At 41.6% G+C, this 22925-nt stretch carries 17 protein-coding genes and 1 pseudogene; 1 reads left to right on the forward strand and 17 read right to left on the reverse strand.

Annotation, left to right across the window (positions count from 1 at the left end; translation table 11 throughout):
* Window positions 1-55: 55 nt before the first annotated feature.
* From tuaH to M1M80_RS18515, 12 genes and pseudogenes are all read right to left on the reverse strand, one after another.
* Window positions 56-1249 (reverse strand): teichuronic acid biosynthesis protein TuaH, encoded by a 1194-nt coding sequence (gene tuaH / locus M1M80_RS18460; protein ID WP_080429124.1) that lies wholly within the window; start codon window positions 1247-1249, stop codon window positions 56-58.
* A 28-nt stretch (window positions 1250-1277) separates the two neighbouring features.
* Window positions 1278-2036: a teichuronic acid biosynthesis protein TuaG gene (gene tuaG / locus M1M80_RS18465; RefSeq protein WP_060399604.1), complete on the reverse strand. Its 759-nt coding sequence runs from the start codon at window positions 2034-2036 to the stop codon at window positions 1278-1280.
* Window positions 2037-2059: 23 nt separating this feature from the next.
* Complete coding sequence (gene tuaF, locus M1M80_RS18470) at window positions 2060-2740, reverse strand: teichuronic acid biosynthesis protein TuaF (protein WP_060399605.1); 681 nt, start codon at window positions 2738-2740, stop codon at window positions 2060-2062.
* A gap of 28 nt (window positions 2741-2768) precedes the next feature.
* Window positions 2769-4235 (reverse strand): teichuronic acid biosynthesis protein TuaE, encoded by a 1467-nt coding sequence (gene tuaE / locus M1M80_RS18475; RefSeq protein ID WP_060399606.1) that lies wholly within the window; start codon window positions 4233-4235, stop codon window positions 2769-2771.
* Window positions 4236-4320: 85 nt separating this feature from the next.
* Window positions 4321-5706, reverse strand: a complete 1386-nt coding sequence (tuaD, locus tag M1M80_RS18480) for a UDP-glucose 6-dehydrogenase TuaD (protein ID WP_080429125.1) — start codon at window positions 5704-5706, stop codon at window positions 4321-4323.
* Between the two features lie 61 nt (window positions 5707-5767).
* The gene (tuaC, locus tag M1M80_RS18485) at window positions 5768-6937 is read right to left on the reverse strand and encodes a teichuronic acid biosynthesis protein TuaC (RefSeq protein ID WP_060399608.1); all 1170 of its coding nucleotides are present in this window, start codon (window positions 6935-6937) and stop codon (window positions 5768-5770) included.
* Window positions 6934-8385 (reverse strand): teichuronic acid biosynthesis protein TuaB, encoded by a 1452-nt coding sequence (tuaB, locus tag M1M80_RS18490; RefSeq protein ID WP_029316911.1) that lies wholly within the window; start codon window positions 8383-8385, stop codon window positions 6934-6936. Before tuaB ends, tuaC begins: the two co-directional genes overlap by 4 nt.
* 55 nt (window positions 8386-8440) lie before the next feature.
* Window positions 8441-9100, reverse strand: coding sequence for a sugar transferase (locus tag M1M80_RS18495; RefSeq protein WP_003235493.1), 660 nt, complete (start codon window positions 9098-9100; stop codon window positions 8441-8443).
* 234 nt (window positions 9101-9334) lie between these two features.
* Window positions 9335-11238 (reverse strand): annotated as a pseudogene (locus tag M1M80_RS18500) (glycosyltransferase).
* A gap of 216 nt (window positions 11239-11454) precedes the next feature.
* Complete coding sequence (locus M1M80_RS18505; RefSeq protein ID WP_060399610.1) at window positions 11455-12942, reverse strand: N-acetylmuramoyl-L-alanine amidase; 1488 nt, start codon at window positions 12940-12942, stop codon at window positions 11455-11457.
* Window positions 12943-13024: 82 nt separating this feature from the next.
* Complete coding sequence (locus tag M1M80_RS18510; RefSeq protein ID WP_060399611.1) at window positions 13025-15178, reverse strand: SpoIID/LytB domain-containing protein; 2154 nt, start codon at window positions 15176-15178, stop codon at window positions 13025-13027.
* A gap of 27 nt (window positions 15179-15205) precedes the next feature.
* Window positions 15206-15529 carry a hypothetical protein gene (locus M1M80_RS18515; protein WP_060399612.1) on the reverse strand — a complete coding sequence of 108 codons (324 nt, stop codon included), beginning with the start codon at window positions 15527-15529 and terminating at the stop codon, window positions 15206-15208.
* 212 nt (window positions 15530-15741) lie between these two features.
* On the opposite strand from M1M80_RS18515, the gene tagU reads away from it, so the two are divergent.
* The gene (gene tagU, locus M1M80_RS18520; protein WP_019259623.1) at window positions 15742-16662 is read left to right on the forward strand and encodes a polyisoprenyl-teichoic acid--peptidoglycan teichoic acid transferase TagU; all 921 of its coding nucleotides are present in this window, start codon (window positions 15742-15744) and stop codon (window positions 16660-16662) included.
* Between the two features lie 40 nt (window positions 16663-16702).
* Here tagU and wecB read toward each other — a convergent pair whose 3' ends face one another.
* From wecB to M1M80_RS18545, 5 genes are all read right to left on the reverse strand, one after another.
* Entirely contained in the window at window positions 16703-17845 is a 1143-nt protein-coding gene (gene wecB, locus M1M80_RS18525) for a non-hydrolyzing UDP-N-acetylglucosamine 2-epimerase (RefSeq protein WP_060399613.1), read from the reverse strand.
* 22 nt (window positions 17846-17867) lie between these two features.
* The gene (locus tag M1M80_RS18530; RefSeq protein ID WP_248596951.1) at window positions 17868-19589 is read right to left on the reverse strand and encodes a glycosyltransferase; all 1722 of its coding nucleotides are present in this window, start codon (window positions 19587-19589) and stop codon (window positions 17868-17870) included.
* A complete protein-coding gene (locus tag M1M80_RS18535) occupies window positions 19519-19779 on the reverse strand; it encodes a glycosyltransferase family 2 protein (RefSeq protein ID WP_248596952.1) in 261 nt (86 codons plus the stop codon). Before M1M80_RS18535 ends, M1M80_RS18530 begins: the two co-directional genes overlap by 71 nt.
* 74 nt (window positions 19780-19853) lie before the next feature.
* Window positions 19854-21374, reverse strand: a complete 1521-nt coding sequence (locus M1M80_RS18540) for a glycosyltransferase (protein WP_060399615.1) — start codon at window positions 21372-21374, stop codon at window positions 19854-19856.
* Between the two features lie 34 nt (window positions 21375-21408).
* Window positions 21409-22776, reverse strand: a complete 1368-nt coding sequence (locus M1M80_RS18545) for an alpha-glucosyltransferase N-terminal domain-containing protein (RefSeq protein WP_060399616.1) — start codon at window positions 22774-22776, stop codon at window positions 21409-21411.
* Between the last annotated feature and the right edge of the window lie 149 nt (window positions 22777-22925).

Below are 22925 nucleotides of genomic sequence, written 5' to 3' on the forward strand. Positions count from 1 at the left end.
GCTTCATCAAAAAGAAACACGTATAATCAAAAAACGCGCATCCCAATTTATAGGACTACGCATGTTTTTGAATCCCTGTATATTTCATGATTTGTTTAAATAAGCAATTCCAATCTTGCGCGCGGGCAATGTTTCGGCGCACTTCTTTATACGTTTCATCTTCGTTGTGACTGAGCACTTTTTCGCAAGCAACTATAAAATCAATCGGATGATCGCCTTCTACATATTCGTATACATACGGCTGTTTCATTTTTGAGGTTGACGGAAGATTAGAGCCGACGACAGGCTTTCCAGCCGCCAAAAATTCAAATAGTTTCAGCGGAAACACAGCTTGATTATACGATGATTTTTTATATGGCATGATACCGATATCGATAAGTTCCATATAATGCGGAACTTCTTTTGGATCTGCCGGGCCGGTCCATATGACATTGGGAAGCCTCAGAAGCTCTTGAAACGAGACATCGCCGTTGGTGGCATCCGGACCAACCCATAAAAATGTCCAATCAGGCTTTTGCAGCGCAGCTTCTTCAATCATTCTAAAATCGAGTTTAGGTTTGATCCCGCCGATAAAACCTAATACTGTTCCTTCTCTTCCCTGCAATATGCTGCGATCGGGAGCTTGTTTATTTGCAGAAAACAGCTCATATTCAACACCGTTTTCGACTGTATGAACCTTTTCTCGTCCTGCTGTCAGTTTTTTGTCTACTTCTTTGTGAAGATAATCCGATGAGCAGGTAATGGAATCTGCACGGTCTATAATTCTCAGCTCCGCCGATTTAATGACTTTTCGCCGGAACTCAGACAGCAGATTTGAACGGCCGCTGATCGGCGCTGCCCATAAATCACTGCAATCATAAATGACCTGATCCCAGGGATACAGCGAAGACAGCAGCGGGAATCCAGGGAACGTGTACCATAAACAGCAGCGTTCACCGTTTGCAGAAGCAGATGTCAGCTCATCAAGTAAAGGTTTGAGCTTATGCCTGTAAAAGACATCTGTATATCGTCCGAAACGAAACATTTTTTTCTCCAGCAGGTCTTTGACAGCAAATTGCCTGATGCCTGAATGAACTTGCTGAAATTCATTTCCTTGGGGGCGCGGAGCCGGACACACCCAAATGACTTCCTTCGTTTCCTCCTGAGCGGCTAAAAATTCTGCCAGCCGGTGCCTTCTGTATCTCAATTTGTCTTTTCCCCATTCAGCAGTGGCAACGATGACATGAATGATTGCTTCTTTTGTTTCCACCTTCATCACCTTTTCTCTCTGTCTGCGGCTATAATCTTTTTTTCACCGCGTTTTTTGCATATTGAACAAAACACCATGTGGCTTTGATGAAATGAAGCCGTTCGATCTCCCTGTAGACAAACCACGTTTTTTTCGCAGCCTTCCATTTGTTGCTGGATATCGAGTTATCTACAAGCCGATATTCAGCTAGGCATTCATTCATTCCATAGGCGGTAAATCCTTTTTTCAAAAGAGACAGCCATGTGGCCAAGTCCTGTCTCGTTCTAATATTCGGCATTTGGATCTGTCCCGTTTGCTCCCTGTCAATCATCACGGTCAAGCAGCCGATAATCGTATTTTTCAGAGCGTCATCGTACGTCAGACTTTCCGGTGCATGAATAAATTTATCGAGCGGGGTTCCGTCCTGCGCCATTAAGCTGTAGCCTGTAAAAGAAAACGCACAGGAACGCTCCATCATAAAATCAAGCTGCTTTTCCAGTTTGTCTTTTCTCCATTTGTCATCACTGTCCAAAAATGCTACATAACGTCCTTGAGCGCGCTCCAATGCTTTGTTTCGAGCAACCGCAGCTCCGCTGTTCTCTTCCAGATACACGACATGAATTCTTTCATCTATTTTTTCATACTGCTTTAAAATGTCGCGTGTCCCGTCCGTTGAGCAATCATCCACGATAATCATTTCCCAATGAGAATGGCTCTGATCTAACACTGAATGAATCGTGTCTTCAATATAGTCACGCGCATTATAAGAAGGTGTAATGACAGATACGAGAGGTTTCCAATTGGTCATGATCACATCTCCATCGTATGGTTTTAAAAGGATTCCCTAAAAAATTCAGGAATGACAACGAACATAAAGGCAATCGTGAGGCCGATCATAACGCCAAGAACCGCTTTCTTTTTCGGGGACATTCCGCCGCCTGCTGCCTCACTTACGGTTTCAGAATCAGTGACACTGGCCGGTTTCAGATTAAGCTGCGTGTTTTTCAGCTCATACAAAAATCTCTCTTTATCCACTTTGGAATCCTCGCTTACCGTCTCACCTTCGAGTGCATCTATGCTGCGGCGGATGACGGCTTCTCTTTCTGAATACAGCTTTTGATCGTTTTTGAGAAAGGCGGAGGTAATGCCGTTTAAGATGGATTCCGTTCTATCCTTATCCTCGTCGCTATAGCTCAAGGTCAGTAAAGATTTAGATTCCGTTTTGATGGTAAGCTTCTCTTTGATCTCTGCCAAATCTTCATCCTTTTCGTCAGGAAGCGCCTCCTTCAAAAAAGAGTCACTCTTGAGCAGAAGCGGAATCTCCTCTGTACTGTTATAAACCGGATGATCATAGCTCCCCACAGCCAAAGTGTCCTCGGCTGTATAGCTCTTTTGATCAGCGATCTGTGACGGCAGGATATAACCGGCCGCACCTAATATAATTGGCACTGCTATGATCCAAATGATATTTTTTTTAATACGCCGGGCTATTCTTATCAATATATCGTTCATATAAGTCTCCCTGCTTTTTGTAGTCAGTTTATCTGTACAGCGGTTCAGGCATCTGTCTGGATCGCCTTAACACATTCACGGCGGCGATGACGAGCGCCAGAAACACCCAATGGAAAAATAAATTTGAAACAGAACTTGGGCTGATACTGGATACCAGGAAACTGACCAGTGCCGTAATAAGCCCTTCTGTGATCAGTTTTGACTGATTTCCCAATTTTCTTTCATGAAATTTGTAAAGCACCCAAATGAGGTAAGCATAAACGGCCAGATATCCCAGCATGATGAACAAGCCAAAGTTAGCAAGGATTTCAACAAGCCAGTTGTGCACCTCTGTCACGTTGTCAGTATCATATAAAGCATGATGCTCAAGATAATAGGATACATTCCCTGCTCCGACTCCGAATCCGTATGAATCAAGGAAAAAGTGCCATGCGTTTTTCAGCAGATTGGCCCGGGCCACATTTGACGGAAGCATGTCATGAAATGAATGCAGCGTCTGCGGTGCCAGAAACAGCTCCCAAAACTTTGAATAAATTCGGCCAGCGAAGAGAACTGCAAAAATGGTGATTCCTGCCGCAGACAGCCAAATGGCCATTTTCTTTAGAACAGGCGGCAATACAATGAAGATGTAGACAGCAGCGCCGGCAAAAATGCCCAGAAGGCTGGCTCTTGAACCGGTAGCAAAAATTAAATACAACGCACAGAGCGAGAGCAAAAGGCCAATCGCCTTGATGTATCCATTCTTTATGTTTTTCACCAATGTAATGTAAAAAAAGAAGCTGATCGATAAAAATGTTGCAAAGTCATTTTGATTAAAAAAGACCGATGTCGGATAATGCTGCTTATATTCCGGTCCGCTGTATAGCGTTGAACTCGGGAGATGATGATGGGTCATATGATTGTAAAAACCAATGATCATCAGGAATACTGTCATCACCAGCCAAATGGTATAAACAACCATGAGCCGCTCCATTTTTTGCACGTACATGACAATGAGGTAAATGAAGAAAATTCCCATTGCCAACAAGGCCAAATATTTGATGCCGGCTGTCACCGATTTGGCCCACAGCAGAGAAACAAGGCCGTATATAAACCAAAAAGCGAAAAAGAGCAAAATCCCTTTCACTTGCAGTCCGTTCCATCTTTCAATATGTGTTCGATTCCGCACCACACCGATCACATGGAGGCACCCCGCTGCAATGAGCAGAAGCCTGTAAAGAAACAAACTGAAAAATCCAAGATGAATCGCGAAAAATGCATTATTTAAAAAAGTGCAGGCGATCAAAATATAGATTACAGCCATAAAGAGCCGTTCTTTTGTTGTAAATGCGGTTGCAAGCGTCAGTACAAACAGACCAATTGCCAACACCGCAAGCACGGCAGCCATCTGTATTAAACCTATATCTGTACGGATGGCTCCCAGCAATAGGACGACTCCAAATATGGCAGCGGCCAGTAACGAAAGCGTATGGACCGCTGAACGTTTGATACTCACATGTTTAACCCCTTTCCTGATGTTTCAGGAGCCGGCGGCCGAGCCTAAGCAGCCAGCAGCTTTAACCAAGTAACACTTTTTCTTTTTATAGGTTGACGCTCCCCAAGTCTTTAGCCAATTCCTCGAGCGGCAAGCCCGGAAAATACTTGTCAGAAGGCTCCGCTCCCCGAACAGCAGGACGGCCGATGGAGTGATAAATGTATCCGGCTGCCTGCATCTCTTCAAGTGAAAATAAATTTCTGCCGTCGATGATGATCGGCTGTTTTAAGAGAGTTTTCACTTTTACAAGCTCCATTTCTTTCACTTCCGGCCAATCCGTTAAGATCAGGCATGCATCAGTGTCCTCAATCGCATCATACACATCTGTGTAATACTCGACCTGTTCGCCAAGGATCTCTGAGGCTTCAGGAATAGCAATCGGATCGTATGCTTTTACATGTGCGCCCAGCTGCTGCAGCATCGGGATAATATCTAGAGCAGGAGCGGATCTCACATCGTTTGTATTTGGCTTGAAGGCCAATCCGAGAACGGAAATGGTTCTTCCTTTGATGCTTCCCATAACAGTTAAGAGTTTATCTACAATATGAACGCGCTGCTTTTCGTTCGTTTCAATGACAGCTTCTATAAGCTTAAATGGATAGCCGGCCGATTTTGCGATTTGAAGCAGTGCGGTTGTATCCTTAGGAAAACAGGAGCCGCCAAACCCAATACCCGCTTTTAGGAACTTTCTGCCGATACGGCTGTCAAGCCCCACGCCATCAGCAACTTTTGAAACATCTGCGCCGACTCGCTCACAAATGTTTGCGATATCGTTGATAAAGGAAATCTTTGTCGCCAGAAACGCATTCGCGGCATATTTAATCATTTCTGCACTTTCTAAGTTTGTTTTAATGACAGGAGCGTGGAAAGGCTGGTGCAGATCCTCAATGATGGCAGCGGCTTTATGACTTGTTGAGCCAATCACGGCACGCTCCATATTCATCGTGTCATGAATCGCTGAGCCCTCCCGAAGGAATTCAGGATTAGATACAACATCAAATGAGTATCTTCCCTTTGAAGCTTTTTGAACGATTGATTGAACCAGTTTTCCTGTTCCGACCGGGACTGTGCTTTTATTTACGATAATTTTGTAGCCGTTGAGGTGCTCACCGATTGTTTTCGCCGCCGCTTTGACGTACGTTAAATCAGCTTCACCTGTTTTTGACATCGGAGTTCCGACTGCAATATAAATAATGTCTGACGCCCGAATGGCGGACGGGATATCATTAGTAAAGGACAGACGCTGATCCAGCACATTTTTTTCAACTAAGTCTGCAAGCCCTGGCTCATAGATCGGGATTACTCCATTTTTCAGACTTCTGATTTTTGATTCATCGATATCACAGCAAACAACTTTATTGCCGATCTCCGCAAAGCAAGTGCCTGACACGAGTCCTACATAACCTGTTCCAATTACAGCTATTTTTTTCACAGCGCTCATCCCTCTCCTGTAAAATTACCTTCTTATTTATATTGGTCGCAGTTTCTTACGATTAAACGGACGTTTTCATGACCGTCTGATACTGATGATGCAAGGCCTTGGCATTTTTTCCGGCGTCAAATTGCGCCTGCACGATTTCATACAAATCATCTGCAACTTCCGGTTTCCATATTTGCTCATGTTCGTACAGAGTGATCGCTTCCGCCAAGGCTTGAGCAGATTTCGGTTTAATCAGCAAATGCTGATGCTTTCCGAATAATGATGCCACACCGCCAACATCTGTACAGATGACAGGAACTCTTAGCGCCAGCGCCTCAATCACGACAGTCGGCATCCCCTCACTGTAAGAAGGAAGCACGAACATGTCTGCCGCAAGCAAATAGTCTCTTACCTTATGATTGGGCACTTGACCTGTGACGATATGTCCCTTCTGGATCAGCAATGATTTTGCAGGACCATCCCCGACAAAGACTGCCTTAGGAGGTTCCTTCAACGATTCGATGGCTTCAGACAGTTCAAAAATGCCTTTCTCCCTGACGAGCCGTCCCACATAGACCGCCAGACGCTGATCGAGCGGAAGCCCGAGTTTTTTTCTGATTTCTTCTTTTGTTTGCTCATTCTCCTGAAAGCGGCTCAGCTGTATGCCGATCGGCAGAACCGAGCTGTCAAAGCCGGAAAGCGTTTTGGTTTCTTCCTGGAGCTTGTGGCTGACTGCTAAAACGGCTGACGCGGAACCAACCGCACGATTGAAAGCTTTAAACGCCCCTTTGCTGTAATGCGGATAGACATTCACATCACTGCCGTGCAAGGTCAGAACATAAGGAATTCGCTCTGACTCCGACACGACTGCCGCAGCCCCGCCCGATGGCATGGCAAAATGCGCATGGATCAGATCCGGATGTATGTCGCGCTGTTTCATCGTTTTTAAAACGGCTGATGCGATTCTCCGGTGAGGCTGAGCCCACTTCAGCTGGCCGGGAACTGCTCGATAGAAAGGCCGGTGAACCGGTACCCCCTTCCTAATCTCATACTCCGGTCTGGCATCCTTTTTTCGATATGCCTTTTTCAGCATGCGGACAGGGGCCGAATGAAAAGGCCTTGGGCATATCACGGTGATATCTAGCCCGAGTTTTTGCAGCTCTTGCACCTGAGTCTCATGAAACACACCCTCACCGGGTTTCAGACTGCTCGGATATACGCTTGTGATCCACAAAATCTTCATGACAAACGTCCTTTTCTTAGTAGTTTGCTTTTCGTTTGAGGGTACGCTTTTACCAAAAGAAAGAGATAGCACAGCGCCCCGGCCGCCACTGAAATGGCCAGTCGCATTTCTGCCTGCAGACTGAAGTGTTCTGTACCTAGACTTACACCAAACGCGATGATGCCCATCGCGGCTGTGATCAGAAACGGCTTCATAATAGACTGGAAATAAGCCGAAAGGTTAAGCTTAATGACATATGACAGGAGCCAGCGCCCGATCAGGAAATTGAAAACGCTGATGATGGCATATACCCATGCGACTGTCTGCAGATTTCCCGTTTGTACAGCTGCAAACAGTGACAAACCGTAAAGCAGCAGCACACCGGAATCCCAATAAAACGCTAAGTCCGCTCTTCCTTTAGCAAGAAGTACAGATCCATTTGGATTCATGAGTACTCGAAGTATCCCGACAATGGCCAAAACATTTAGAACCGGAACAGCAGCAAGCCATTTTTCTCCAAATACCGCTGCGATAAAGGCGTCTGACACAGACACAAGCCCGATTAACAGAGGAAACGACACTAGCGCCAGCATTTTTGTCATATTCAAAAATCCTTCTCTGATCACGCTGTTTTCATATTTGTTTTTTGCGAAAACAGGGAATGCCACCCGTGTCACAATCGGATTGATCTTCAAAACCGGAATGGTAACAATCTGGTAAGCAAGGTTATAAATCCCCAACGCTTCAGCACCGATAAACCGTCCGATCAAAATCATATCGATATTCGCTCCCAGCCTGTTCACAAGACGGGATGAAAGCTGAAAGGCTCCAAAGGAAAAGAACTCCTTCATTCCCCTCAAGTCAAAAACAAAAGCGGGGTGCCATTTTTTCCGGTATACGGCCCAATATAAAAGCCCTTTACTGGACTGCAGCAGCACTTGAGAAATGACGTATGCCAAAATCGCATCCATCATAAAAACCGCTATCGCTAAATATCCGAAGGACAATACATTTGAAAAAATCTCAATTTTACTTAACGTATTAAAATGCAGCTGCTTTTGCAGCATATACTGATACTGCTGTCCGATTGGCGCGATTAAAAACATAATCGCCAAAATCCGAATCAGAAACACCAGCTCTTCCCTTTGATAAAATCCCGCAATGACGGGACTGCTCACATATAATAGAACAAACAGCAAAACGCCGGTCATAATATTAAGCCAATACAGTGTTGACAGCTGTCGCTCCGTCGCATCATCTCTCTGAATTAACGCTGCGCCAAAACCCATATCAAGCACAATCTGGGCGAATACTGTAACCGTTGTGATCATGCCGACGAGTCCAAATTCCGTTAAGGTCATCATATTTCCTAGCAGAGCAAACTGAACGATTTGTATGATTGTAATACACATGGTTGAAATACTTGTCCACTTTGCCCCGCTCATGATTTGTTTTGTAATACTTGGCATCATATTCCCTACTTCTTTTTAAGCTCAGATTGATGGTGAATGCAGGCATTCAGTTTTATCTTGCACCATCACCTGTCCAGACTACTTTACAAGTTTTTAACATAATTTTTAATTCTAAAGTGAAAGTCAGATTGCGAATGTAATATAAATCAAATATCAGCTTTTCCTTCGGCGTCATATCATAACCGCCGTTCACCTGAGCCCAGCCGCTCAATCCCGGTTTAACAGCCAGACGCTGTGTAAAGCCTGGAATTTCATTCTGGAATTTTTCCGTAAACACGGGACGTTCCGGACGAGGGCCAATCATACTCATATCGCCTTTCAGCACATTAAATAGCTGAGGAAGCTCGTCAATTCTCGTTCTTCTGATAAAAGCTCCGATCCTTGTCACCCGCGGATCTTGCTTCTGCGCCCAAACAGCCCCGGACTTCTCGGCATCTATTTTCATGGAACGAAGCTTATAAAGCTTAAATGGTTTTCCGCCTTTCCCTACGCGTTCCTGCGTATAAATGGCAGGCCCCGGCGTCTCCAAACAAATCAATATTGAAAATACCGCAATCATTGGCAGCGCAATCGCCAATCCAATGAGCGCAAACCAAATATCCATTACGCGCTTTACTGCCAAATAACGAGTCGTCTTTTCAGATAATGTAAAAGAATTTATTTGCTGAACTGAGAATTCACGACTCACATTCATGCTTTTCTCTGCACTCACTGACACACACCTCACGATTTGTTTGGGATGTTATGATGACCTATGCCAGTCAGTTTAGCAGACGGATGTTAATTGGATGTAAATGGTATGTTAAGAAGTGTGAATTTGTTATTTTTTCTGACATTTAATCGTAAACTTTTTATTGTTTTAGACACTTTTTTTAAAAATTAAGCATATTGTATAAAAAAAGAGACAAACCCTTTTACAGATTTGTCTCTTTTCGCTGCGAGGCATTTAATATTGAAAATAAAATTTTGATTTAGAGGTTAACAGCTTATATTGAACCTCAACCGTTTTACTGAAGAATAACATGGATTTTCGTTCCACGCTCTTTGTGTCCAGGATAATTGCTTGGTTATCCACTTTTGCACTGATTTTATTTTGAGAAGTGTTTATCGCAAAATCAATTAAACGCTCTTTCTTTACATGAGCTAGCTGTTCAAGCAAACTCTGCATGTTTACCGTCAATTTCGTACAATTAGGCTCTAAATCAATGCGTTTTACCGGTAATGAGATTTCAGACTGTCCGGTATTCACAATGATTTTTGACTCATTCGGCAAACAGATTTGCTTATCTTTAAAAATAAATGATAAATCTTTTGATTCTGTTTCATAAGAAAGTTCAGCTGCTGTATATGCGTGTTTCTTTATATCAATTGAAAGATTATCATAGTTCATTGTGAAGTATGGTCTGGCGCTGAAGACAAACAAAGCATTATGCCCTAAATACATCGTTTTGGTCGAATATTTATACGGGACTCGTTTGTTTCCGATTCTTCCCCTTAGTTTGTAGCCGTCTATTGAGGATTCAATAAAGAAATCCCAAACGCCTAAATCTTCTTCAGCAGATGCTAATTCATCAAACTTACACTCAAATGTAAACGTTGAATTCTCAAATGAGACTGGCGAAATATATTTCTCCGCCTTTGTATTGCGATGAACAAACACTCCTGTTAGCGACTGATTATTATTTGTTTCATCATCTGCTAATTTGTGTTTAATCGTTCCTTCAATGCTAAGGCTGTGATCTCTGAATTCAATATTCTGCAGATGATGTTCAAGCTTGTTTTTATAATTTACCTTTAACAGTTCTTCAGTGGTCGGATACCCCTCTAAGCTCGGATAACGTGCAATTAAATTCCCATTATGCACAATGCAGAACTTTTTAATATCTTGCTCCTCCCGCTCATACTGGGTTAATCCATGCAAATCATTATTCCGAATAAACAGCAGCCTTAATTTGATATGTGGAAGTACAAATTGATCCACCTCTTCAGGCACTTTACGAATAAATGATGACAGATATTGAAACCATTCTGCTCTTTCCTCTTCTTTTTTTATTTTAAGCGTAACATTTCTGGTCCGAGAAAAATCAAAATGCCTGTTTAAAAATACTGCCATCAGCTTAATTTTTCTGTCTTCTTCAAGTTCACTGGCTCTGATCGCACGAATAATATCTTCCATCGCCTCATAAAAATTATCCGGAGAGACATAAGCGGCACTCATATGATCTCCGTCTCGTTTGACTGCATAGTAATAATCATAGTCAGCTAAAACAGATATCTTCTTTGCTTTCAAATATGCTTTCATCGTGAAGACTTGATCCTCTGCTGCCTTTATATGAGTAGGAAAAATTATTTGATTCTCTTTTAAAAGTGAAGTCCTATACAGTTTTGTAGGTCCCAGGCTAAAAATAATTCTTGAATCTACCAGATCGACATCAGAGTTTGTTTCGTTAAACATTGATTTTGGAACGCCTCTGCCATTTACCCCTTTTAATTTTCCTAAAGTAATATCAGATTGATTCTCTTTTGAGAAATTGTACCATCTCAACAATGCTTCATTTCCTAAATAATCATCGGAATCAACAAATAGAATGTATTCACCCTTGGCAATTTTATTGCATCATTTCTCGGAGCACCTGGACCGCCTGAATTTACCGTTCTTTCAACAACAACAATATTGTCATATTTCTTTTTATAATGATTCAAAATGTCTAAAGATGAATCTGTAGATTTATCATCGACACATATAATCTCATAATCTTCTTTTGGCATCGTTTGATTAACTAAGCTGTCAAGACATTCGGAAATAAGATCTTCTGAATTATATACAGGGATAACAATGCTTATTTTCATCGATTACCTCACTACCCTAAGGATCGGTTATATTTTTGCCTGATAATTATATCAAAAACATCTGTCAATAAGAATAGGCCTAACCTTAAATTTTGTTAAACTTTTACATAGCATGTGTAGTTTTAAATTTTTCTCATTTTATCGTATAAAAAAGCTTGCCGGCAATTCCTGATGGGTTCTGCCGGCAAGCCGCTATTAACGTATACTAATTTCTTCCTAATAATAGCCGATGATTCCTTCATATATTGCTTGAGCTGCTTTTTCTTGGTACAAAGCACTCTTTAGCTTACTTGCGTCGTTCGCATTTGAAATGAATGCCAGCTCCGCTAAACTGCTCGGCATCGTTGATTCTCTGATCACATGGAAATTCCCGATTTTCACGCCGCGGTTTTGAGTATTGAGCGCTTTATAGAGTCTGTTTTGTATTTCTGTCGCAAGGCGTTTGCTGTTTTCTGGCTCATACTTTGTATAATAGTATGTTTCAGTACCGGTTGCAGCAGGGCTCGCTGAATTGGCGTGAATACTCACAAACAGGTTTGCATTATTGCTTTTAGCTTTCGCAACCCGTTCAGAAAGCTCTAAGAAAACATCTGTAGATCTGGCCATAATCGGAATCGCTCCGCCTTTAGACAGTTTGCTGTTTACAAGCTTTGCAACGGCAAGGTTAATGTCTTTCTCCTTTAATCCGTTACCGACCGCTCCGCTGTCGTATCCTCCGTGACCGGCATCCACAAATACCTTTTTGCCTACAATGACATTTTTCAGTTGGTTTACGACATTGGTAGTAACTGAAATGGTTCCCCCAAGTACAGTGAATGTGTTCTTGCTATTTGTTCCGATGACTGTTCTTGTCGCAGTCGGCAGTGAACCGGCATCAGTAAATAGCATTGGACGATTTTGCTTAGCCGCCAGCACAGAACCCGCTAAGGCATCGGCATATTGATAGCCATTGCTGACAAATGCAGCTTTTGATGATGAATAGTACTTCTTCGCTATATTTGCTGCCACTTCAAAACGGCTGTTTCCGCCGATTCTTGTTGGTGAAGGAAGCTGGCTGTAAACACTTTTAGAGACACTGATTTCTCCTCCGACTACAATAGTCGATGTTGTTCCTTTGCTGCTCATCGCACTTTTCGTTGGTGCAGGAATGGAGCTTGCAGTAGTCAGAAGAATTGGAATACCATTACGTGCAGCATAAGAACCGATTGCCAGACTGTCAGCATATGCCGTTCCATTTGCGATTACCGCTTTTGAATTTGAAGACAATTTTTTAGAAATATTTTGGGCAACTTCGTAGCGGCTTCTTCCGCCGATTCGTTCCACAGTGGAAACACCCAATTTTTTAATTTCACTTACAACGTTGTTAGAAACACTGATCGTTCCGCCAATGACGATGACCTTGCTCGGTTTAAGCTGGCTGATTCTGTCTTTAGTCGGTGTAGTCAGTTTAGATGATTCCGTCAATAGAATCGGAGCATTGTATTTATAAGCGAGAGGAGCGGCAGTTAATACATCGGCATATGCTGTTCCGTTCGCCACAACAACCGTGCTTGCACTGCTCCAGCCTTGTTTTGAAACATTCACAGCAACCTCATATCTGCTTGCTCCATCCAATCTTGTAACAGAGTTGGCCGCAAAAGTATTTGGTACAAATAGCACGATTCCTAATATCAGCATCGGTATGCTTTTAAGAAAGATCCGCAAAGATAGTCCCTCCATATAATGATTCATACATCAAATAACGAACGAAGGAGGCGTATCGCCTCCCTGGACTTCTATCAATCTTTTAATAGCTTGATAGAGTCGTTCCCGGATAGTAAAAACTTAAAATCGTTGTATATGATTGTCCGGCAGCTGCTCTAGCATTAGCTCCGTATTGGCTCATGCCTATGCCGTGTCCGTATCCCTTACCGCTAATGATAAAGGCGTTTGTATTGCTTGAGACAGAAGCGTATGTACTCTTCATATTCGAAGCGCCAAACATCGTTCTCAGCTCTGTTGTCGGTACAGAAATTGTTGCTGTTTTTTCACTAAGACTTCCATTTGAAAGAATGTAGCCATTCGATTTTTCTTTCACGAAATATGAGAATGTTACACTAGCTGTTTCCGGCCGCTGACCGGCAGTTTTCTCAGTGCTGAATTTCACACTGGATATTTTCGTGATTTTGATAGACTCGGCACTGCTGTATTTATTTTTAATAAACCAGCTTTTCAAACCGCTCAAATATGCTGAGTTTGTTTCATTTTTTGAGCTCCACCAAGATCCCGGACTTTTGAGATTCAAGCTGCTTTTATCGAGCTGGGTTTTATTTAATGACAGTGACCAGCTGATTTGCGGGTCATACGTATCTTTTTTGGCAACTAAATATGGAAGCTGACTGCTCCACACCTCGCCGCTCGCTTCTGTGTAGCCGCCATTACTTGATGAATAAGTAGCTGAAATTAAATTTCCGTTGTATTTCAGCACTTTTCCTTTTGTGGCCTCTACTACGTCTGAAGTCTTCGAATTCCAATCATAGCCGCCGTAGACTTGAAATGCTGTCGTATCTTTAACTTCTTTTCCAGCAGAGGAAATGGAATAGGTTCTGGCCGCAACCGCCTGAGCTTTTAATGCTTCTTTTTGCCAGCTCGCCGGCATCTCATGAGGAACAACACCCTTTAAATAATCTTCAAAAGGGATATCCACATTGATCGGACGAACGTATTTGCCTGATTCAATCGTAAATTTCATGTTTCCGAGATATGGCGTTCCATTCAGACTGATAGAATTTGTCGTTGCATATTTTTTAGGATTTGCTGTGAAAGAAGTTCCAAGTGTTTTGATGGCAGTGCTGCCTTTATAAAGCACTAGGTTTCCGCCAGACAACTTGACTGAATAGCCAGTCCCTGCAAAAGTATCTGCCAGTTTGTTCTTCAGCGTATCACTGATGGAGATGCTTCCTCCAAGCAGTGCAAATGACTGAGTTCCTTTTGATGCCACTACATCAGCGACTGGTGACGGCAGGCTGCCAGATTCAACCAGCAGTAAAGGACTGCCCTGCTTCGCTGCAAGCACAGACCCCGTCAATGCGTCCGCAAATGTTTTGCCGTTTGACATGAATACCTTTGTTGCTTTCATATTTAATTCTTTTACGATATTGGCAGATACCTCATATCGGGAAACCCCGCCAATTCGTTTCACAGTCGCCTGCTTTTTTAATGTGGCTTCCACGCCAGTGCTGACACTCAACGGACCGCCGACAATCGTAACCTTGCTCGGAATTTTGTAATCGCTGCGGATGTTGTCGTCTCCCGCAAGTAAAATCGGATAACCGTTCATTGCAGCATATGGCGCGATTGACAGGGCATCTGTAAAGACCATGCCTGTAGCCACTACTGCTTGGCTGTAATTCCCCATTCGGTCTGCTATGTTTTTAGAAACCTCGTAACGGGTAGCTCCTCCAATACGATCGATAGAACCGTATTTTTTTAATGTATTTTCTACATTTTTAGAAACACTGATTGTCCCGCCAATGATGAGGATATTGTCAGGATTTAGTTTTGCAATTTCGCTTTCTGTTTTTGGTGTTAACGAACCTGCGTCTGTTAACAAAATCGGTGCATCGTATTTTTTTGCAAGCGGTGTTGCTGAGAGCGCATCGGCAAAAGCGTCTCGATTCACAATGACCACAGTCGTTGGATTTGTCCATCCGGCTGAAGCTACATTATTGGCAACATCAAAACGGGTAGCTCCCCCATATCGCTCTGTATCCGCAATTCTTGAGCCGGGAATTTCATAGCCGCCTGTGATATCGACATCCAAGCTTGATTTGCTGCCTACGTAATTACTCAGCTTAACCGAAATGGTTTTATCAGCGGCTTTCGCAGACTGCATGAACGCCGGGTATGCAAGAGCCGCCGCAGTGACTGACGATAGAAGCAAGAGCTTCACTTTTTTCAAAACATTGAACCCCCTAAGAAGTTTTTATTACTTCGTCTCAAGATCCTTAAGCATTAAGACGCCATTTGAATCTTTTGTATATTTGACAACAACTTTTTGTCCTTCTGAAATGCTGTTCATTTTGTCCTGAAGGTCTGAACCAACCTGAATCGAAGTCTCTTCACCGTCAATAGTGACTGCAATCGTATGGCTGTCCGCCAAACCGGCAAACGTGCCTTCCTTCGTTACAGTCTCTTCAGCAGCCGCATCCTGGCTATCTGAATTTGTTTCTGAACCTGATGAGTTCTCAGCTGTGCCGCATGCAGACAAAAGAAGCAGCATTGAGAACATTAAAATAGCAAGTTTTTTCATTTCCTATATCACCTCTCCTCTTTTTATCGACAATTTTAAGCTTATTTTAAGATTTCTTTCAAAACAACGAAAAATTTTTGCGGATTTTCTTAAAATACCGAAACATTTGTTACAAGCAGCCGTCTATTGTAAAGAATCAGACAAATTTTAGTTGTTTTCAAATATTAAGAAACTTATAATCTTACTAGATTACAAAAAAGCGAGGACTTTATATGAGAGCTGAAAAAAGAAAGAAAAAAAGAAAAGCGTTACTTGTCATTTTAGCCATTGTGGCCGTATTTGTGCTCGGAACAGGCGGCTACGCATACTACTTATGGCATAAAGCAGCTTCAACCGTGGCAAGTATTCATGAAAGTATTGATAAATCTAAAAAGAGGGATACTGAGGTCAACATCAATAAAAAAGATCCGTTTTCCGTCTTAATCATGGGTGTGGATGAACGCGACGGCGATAAAGGCCGTGCCGACACGCTCATTTATATGACCGTTAACCCAAAAACGAATACAACTGACATGGTCAGCATTCCGCGTGACACGTATACAAAAATTATCGGAAAAGGCACAATGGATAAAATCAACCATTCATACGCATTCGGCGGTACGCAGATGACGGTTGACACGGTTGAAAACTTCCTCGATGTTCCGGTTGATTATTTTGTAAAAGTGAACATGGAAAGCTTTAGAGACGTTGTTGATACACTTGGCGGCATCACAGTAAACAGTACATTCGCGTTCAGTTATGACGGTTATTCGTTCGGCAAAGGAGAAATCACGCTGAACGGAAAAGAAGCGCTCGCCTATACCCGGATGAGAAAAGAGGATCCGAGAGGCGATTTCGGCCGCCAGGACCGCCAGCGCCAAGTGATCGAAGGAATCATTAATAAAGGCGCAAATATTTCTTCTATCACGAAATTTGGAGATATGTTTAAAGTCGTTGAAGATAATGTGAAAACGAACTTGACCTTCGATGACATGTGGGATATCCAGTCCGACTACAAAGGCGCGCGTAAAAAGATTAAACAGCACGAACTAAAAGGTACAGGCACGAAAATTAACGGAATTTACTACTACCAAGCTGATGAAAGCGCACTTTCCGATATCACAAAAGAGCTGAAGGAAAGCCTCGAAAAATAAAAACAAAAAGAAGCTTCGCACATTGTGCAAAGCTTCTTTTTCATTTTCCTGTAAATGAGTCCGGATGGTCTTGCCGATATCCGTAATGATACAGCAATTCTTCCACAATCCGTCGCGAAGCCTCTCCATCTCCGTACGGATTAGAAGCGTAGGACATTTTCTGGTACTCATCATCATCAGTTAACAGCTGTTTTGCCAGCTGATAAATGTTTTCCTCATCCGTCCCCGCAAGCTTCAGCGTCCCCGCTTCCACTCCTTCAGGCCGTTCCGTCGTATCACGCAGCACAAGCACCGGTTTCCCGAGAGATGGTGCTTCCTCCTGCACGCCGCCAGAATCTGTCAAAATGAAATGCGATTTTGCCGCAAAGTTATGGAAATCAATAACTTCTAAAGGTTCAATCAGATGCACTCTGTCAGAATCGCCAAAATGCTTCTGAGCCGCTTCCCGGACAACAGGATTCAGATGCACAGGATAAACAACCTGTACATCTTTAAATTCCTCAACAATTCTGCGGATGGCCTTGAACATGTTTTCCATTGGCTCACCTAAATTTTCTCGGCGATGCGCGGTCAGCAGAATCATTTTATCCTCGCCCACCTGATCGAGGACAGGATGTGAATAGCCGTCCCTCACCGTTGTGCGGAGTGCGTCTATCGCTGTATTGCCCGTTACAAAAATGGAGTCTGCCTTTTTATTTTCTTTTAATAAATTGTCTTTCGCCTGGCCTGTCGGCGCAAAATGCAAATCAGCAATCGCACCGGTCATCTGGCGGTTGAGCTCTTCCGGAAATGGGGAATACTTATTCCCCGTACGGAGCCCAGCCTCCACATGGCCAACAGCAATTTGATGATAAAAAGCGGCTAGACTTCCGGCAAATGTCGTCGTCGTATCACCATGGACAAGCACAATATCGGGCTTGATGTCTTTAAACAGCTCATCCAATTTCACAAGTGCGTTGGACGTAATCTCTGCCAGCGTCTGCCGCTCCTTCATAATGTTCAAATCGAAATCAGGCTTGATGTGAAACGCATCTAAAACCTGATCGAGCATTTGTCTGTGCTGTGCAGTGACCGTCACATAGGAATCTATTTCAGGATATTTTCTCAATTCAAGCACAAGCGGTGCCATCTTTATCGCTTCCGGCCTGGTCCCGAAAACGGTCATGACTTTTAGTTTTTTCATATTTGTCACCTGGTTTCTTTGTTTAACGGGCTGTTAGATAGAATTTCGATTGGTCTGATTGGATAAACAGGTCTACTTTCTTCTTTATTTTAAAGCACCATAGCTTTTTTTCAATATTTTTACTGCAAAAGTACACGCTGACATCCTTTTTTGGAATCAATGTCGTTTTGTATGAATTAATGGATAAAACGATATTGGTGTTTTGTAAATAAGCCGGGGCAAATTTTTGTTCAACGAGATTCCGGTCAACCTGTATCACTGTCCCTTCAGCGGAACTGATTTGTTTTTTAATTGGGATTAGAAACTCTTGGTTATTGAATTCAAGCAATAATAAAGATTGCTTCGGAAAAAACAATTGGCTTCCAGGGAAAACGAACGTTAAATACTGATCCGAATCATTATTTCTGAATTCAACTTTCAGAACTTCTTGCTTTCTTATTTCCACCGACAAATTATCGTATGTTTTTGTAAAGTACGGTCTAGCGCTAAAAGCATATTCCCCGTTATTCCCAATATATTTAGCATGTTTCGAATAGGGATACTTTTCTCTGCTGCTGCCGATTCGGGCGCGTTTTTTATATCCGTCTATCTCCGATTCAATAAAGAAGTCCCAAGCACCAATATCTTCTTCATGAACAGCCAAATCAGTCAACTTCGTGAGAAATTCAAATTCGCCGCCATTGGCATACACCGGAGAAATAATTTTTTCAGATTTTCTTTCACGGTGCACCCAAATGCCTGATAAAGTTTGTATAGCTTGATGCTCTGGTTGTAAAGCAGAGTGGGTAACCGACCCTTTTAATGAAAAAGTATTATTCTTCATTTGAAATTTACTCACGTAATGACTGATTTTGTTTCTGTCATCAATGATCCGTTCATTCTCTGTTAACTGATATGGCGAAAGGCTGGGATAGTTTGCTATGATATGGCCATTTTTAACATACGTAAATTGAGTCATATTTTCTTTATCAGCTTCAAATTGCTTCAAGCCCTTTAGGTCATTATGACGTACAAAATATAATTTTAACCGTGTATGAGAATGGACAAGCTTATCGATCTCCTGCGGAATATTTTGTTCAACAAAATGATGCAGCTCTGTCATCCATGTTTGCTGTTCCTGCTCATCCTCGATCGTTACGGTAAAGTCCGTTGTTCTGGAAAAGTCAAAATGGCGATTTAAAAACTTCGCCATAAACTTCATTTTGCCAGTATGAGAAAGGCGGCTCTCACGAATCATATCTAAGATTATCTTCATTGCGCCATAGTAGCTTTGAGGCGCAACATATGCAAATGTCATATGCTCACCATCATGCTGTACAGCGTAGTAATAATCATAGTCAGCCAAGACAGAAATTTTGTCCGCTTCTAAATAAGCTTGCATGACAAATACCTGATCTTCCGTGGCCTGTATATTAGAAGGGAAATATATGTCATGATTTCTAAGCAGTGAAACTTTAAAAAGTTTTGTCGGGCCAATTGAGTAGACAAGCGGAGATTTAACAAGATCCGCCTCAGGTTTTGTTTCTTTAAAAATAGCTTGCGGAACCGATCTGCCATTTACACCGACCATTTTTCCAAGCACAATATCTGAATCGTGCTGTTTTGCAAATTGATACATTCTCTCAAACGCTTCAATTCCTAAATAATCATCGGAATCAATAAAAAAAATGTATTCACCGCTGGCCGCGCGTATGGCTTGGTTTCTTGGTTCTCCTGGCCCCCCCCGAGTTTTCCTCTCGTTCAATAACCGTTATATTAGAATACTGTTCACTGTATTTTTTCAATAGTGCAACCGTGCCATCCTGAGAACAATCATCTACACAAATAATTTCGTACTCATTATTCGGCATGGTTTGTTGAACCAGACTATCCAGGCAGCGGGAGATAAAATGTTCTGAGTTGTATGTGGGTACTGCTGCAGTAATTTTCAACATTACACCTCTATCCTTATCCGCTTCTATTTCTTCTCAAAAGCTCATATAATGAACAAGAATGGTATAGAAATGTATTATTTCGTCATTTCAAATACTTCTTCCCATCTTTCAAACAATCGGTCTTCACTATATTCTGTATCCATTAAGTTCTTTGCATTTTTTCCATATTGAATGGCTTTCTCAGGGTTGTCGTACAAATAAATGATACTTTCAGCAAGCATTTCAATATGATCGGGTTCTACAAGCATTCCCGTTTCGTGTTCTTTTATGAGCTCTCTTGGGCTGTATTTCACATCAAAACTGATTACCGGAGTTGCGCACGAAAACGATTCACAAATGGCAAGGCTGAATCCCTCAAATTTTGATGTTAATAATGTGGCAAGCGCCTGCTGATAAAATGGAGCAGGATTTGCAATATAACCTTTTAAATGTACATTATCCAGCTGAAGATCATCAATCAATTGCTGGTATTCCTCGTGGCCAGGGCCGCTGCCATAAATATTAAGGACAACTTCAGGACGCGATTTTTTTACGATTTCCATTGCTTTTATGACCTTATCGATCCCTTTTTCCTCATGATATCTGGCCACCATGACAAATTCGTTTTTCTTTTTTTCATACGTTTGTAATTTTTCAAGCCTTCTTGGAGCATGGGGAATAACAAAAATATTATTGTTCGATTCGAAATCCTTCATGATATCTTCTTTTTGTTCATTCGTTAATACGATCAGCCCGTCATAATCTTTAATATGTTCCATCGCGTATTGATGATTTTTCCGAACTTTGCTGCCTAACGTGTATGGATAATCTAAATGGTTTGAATGAACACAGTAAAATCGTTTTGCCAATCCTTCACGCATTTCATTTACTTTTGAAGCACTTCCGACCCCATCACAGATAATAATAGGGTCTTTTTCTTTTTCACATAGCTTTTCAAGCCAATGTGTATGAAATGTGTGCTTGTTTTTGAAAAATACAGCTTCCTTTTCATCTCGTTCAAACAGCATAACTCCCTGACTGGCTCCTGTATTAAAATGGTGCCATTCTGTTAAATAACAAAAGCCGTCCGGTGCTGTGTAGTGAATTTGATTGATTTTTCCGCTTCTCGTATCGAAAAACACAGTTTTATTTACATAAGCGCCAGAAAAGAATTCCCGCTTTGTCAGCTGCATATTTTCATTGAAATGATCCACATATAAAAGGTTATTCGACTCATCCCACTTTTTCTTTTTTATATATAAACCATTCTTGAAGTATTCCGTTTCTAATTTTTCTTCGTTATGAAAAACAGCATATGGTTCTTCAAAGCGATTACGATTTTGTTCATAATAACTTTGTTGTGCATCCCCGACTTTTATATGCTTATGCTGATTTTTATAGTCATCATAAATATTGAGGATATTTACATCAGCATGCAGTCTTCCTGCATTCTTCAATTCTTTCTCTATCTGATCATAATTCTCTTTATAATCAAGTGTGACCAAATCGATTTTATGGCCGCGCTCCGCAAATGTAAAAGATCTTGACATCATCGAGCTTGTAATGCCGCCTTTTTCAATGTCTATTTCATATATTAGTGAAAAGATCCTTCTCATCTTCAAGCTCCTTCTTCTGGTAAAGCTTTTTCTTCTATTTTTTTACAAACAGCCGTTTCATTAGTTTTCTCCGAAATCCCTCGGCTGTATGAACACGCAAATGATTATTTTCTTCTGCCAAAGTCATTCGCCAGCCTGAAATACTTTGTTCTAATGATGGAATTCCCTTTGGATCGGTTACTCGCACACTCGATGCAAAGAAGCTATTATCCCACTCAGAACAGAGATACAATTCAATCGTGGACAGCTGATCTAATACAGAATGAACACGGAGCGTACCGCTTACAGTAAACATCAGCTCTTCCTCACTGCTTACTTTTGCATTAAACGTACTTTCAGTGCCGCTCTTCTTATTTTTTAATTTCCAATACATGTTATAGCGGCCAAGAGAATGGGCCGGAACGTCGCCTTTAAATTCGACCTTGGCTGACAAATATAAATCGGTTTTTGATTGCCATTCTGCCGTTAACAGCTCAACATTCATATCTTTCAATTCATTATTAAAAGGCACCTGATCAATTAGCTTGTCCACAAAACGTTTGCGGGTAAATGGCTCTTCAGAAACGTAATAAATATTTGTGCGAGGCCCCGTTTTTTCAACCGTGTCATGATATCTCTTCAAAGAAGGAACCACGAACGCATCAAGGTGGCCTATTTCCTTTTCAGGGCTGTCCAACATCTCATTCGTCTCTATAAAACCTAAATACATGGAAGAATATTCAACTGATAGAGACTTCAGTGTTGTATATATTTCCACTTCTGAAGTTAAAAATAAATATTCCGTCTCATTTATCAAGCGGCTCAGAAAATAATGGGAAAGTTCATTTTCAGAATACATTACACTGGCTATATTCTCTTTTTCGTCAAAGATGACAATTTTTTCAGTTGATTCATCATTCTTATACCATTTGGTCATATAACAGGTGCCATCTGCTCTTAAATAAAGATGCTGCTTCGGTTTGTTAGTCTCCAGATCCATGTACATTAAGCTGTGTACATAGCCGGATGAATCGTATTCTTCTCTTTTAAACCTTTGCCTGTTTTCATTAAAGTAATCAATAACAGCAAGTTCTCCTGATGCTGTAAACCTTTGATATTTGATATAACGCCCATTATGGTAGTAACGGTAAACTGGCTTGTTCGGTTCTTGAATATATGTTAAACCTTCTTGTTCAACCGGATGCTCGATTTTATCTTTCTGCGCTTCATATCCTTTAAAGTAGCTGTACATATTGATAACAGCAGCATCTTTAAAAGAAGAAGACCCATTAGGCTCATGATTTAAAGTGATAATCTCCATTGGATAATTCCAATCAATTGTATTGATATTAAACTTTTTTGCGGCATGCAGTCCTGAACAAACATATGCTAATTTTGGGGTAGAAACCTTAATCGTCATCATCTATTTAATACCTTTCGGATAAAATTCGTACAGTCACATTTTCAGAACTACATTATATCATTTTTGCTGAGCTGGCTCTAGAGATGAAGAAGCAGTTATATATCCATAATTATCCAAATTGGAATAATCCGTATTCTTATCAATCTAAA

Origin of the sequence: Bacillus inaquosorum (genome assembly GCF_023238325.1) — a bacterium.
GTDB lineage: Bacteria > Bacillota > Bacilli > Bacillales > Bacillaceae > Bacillus > Bacillus inaquosorum.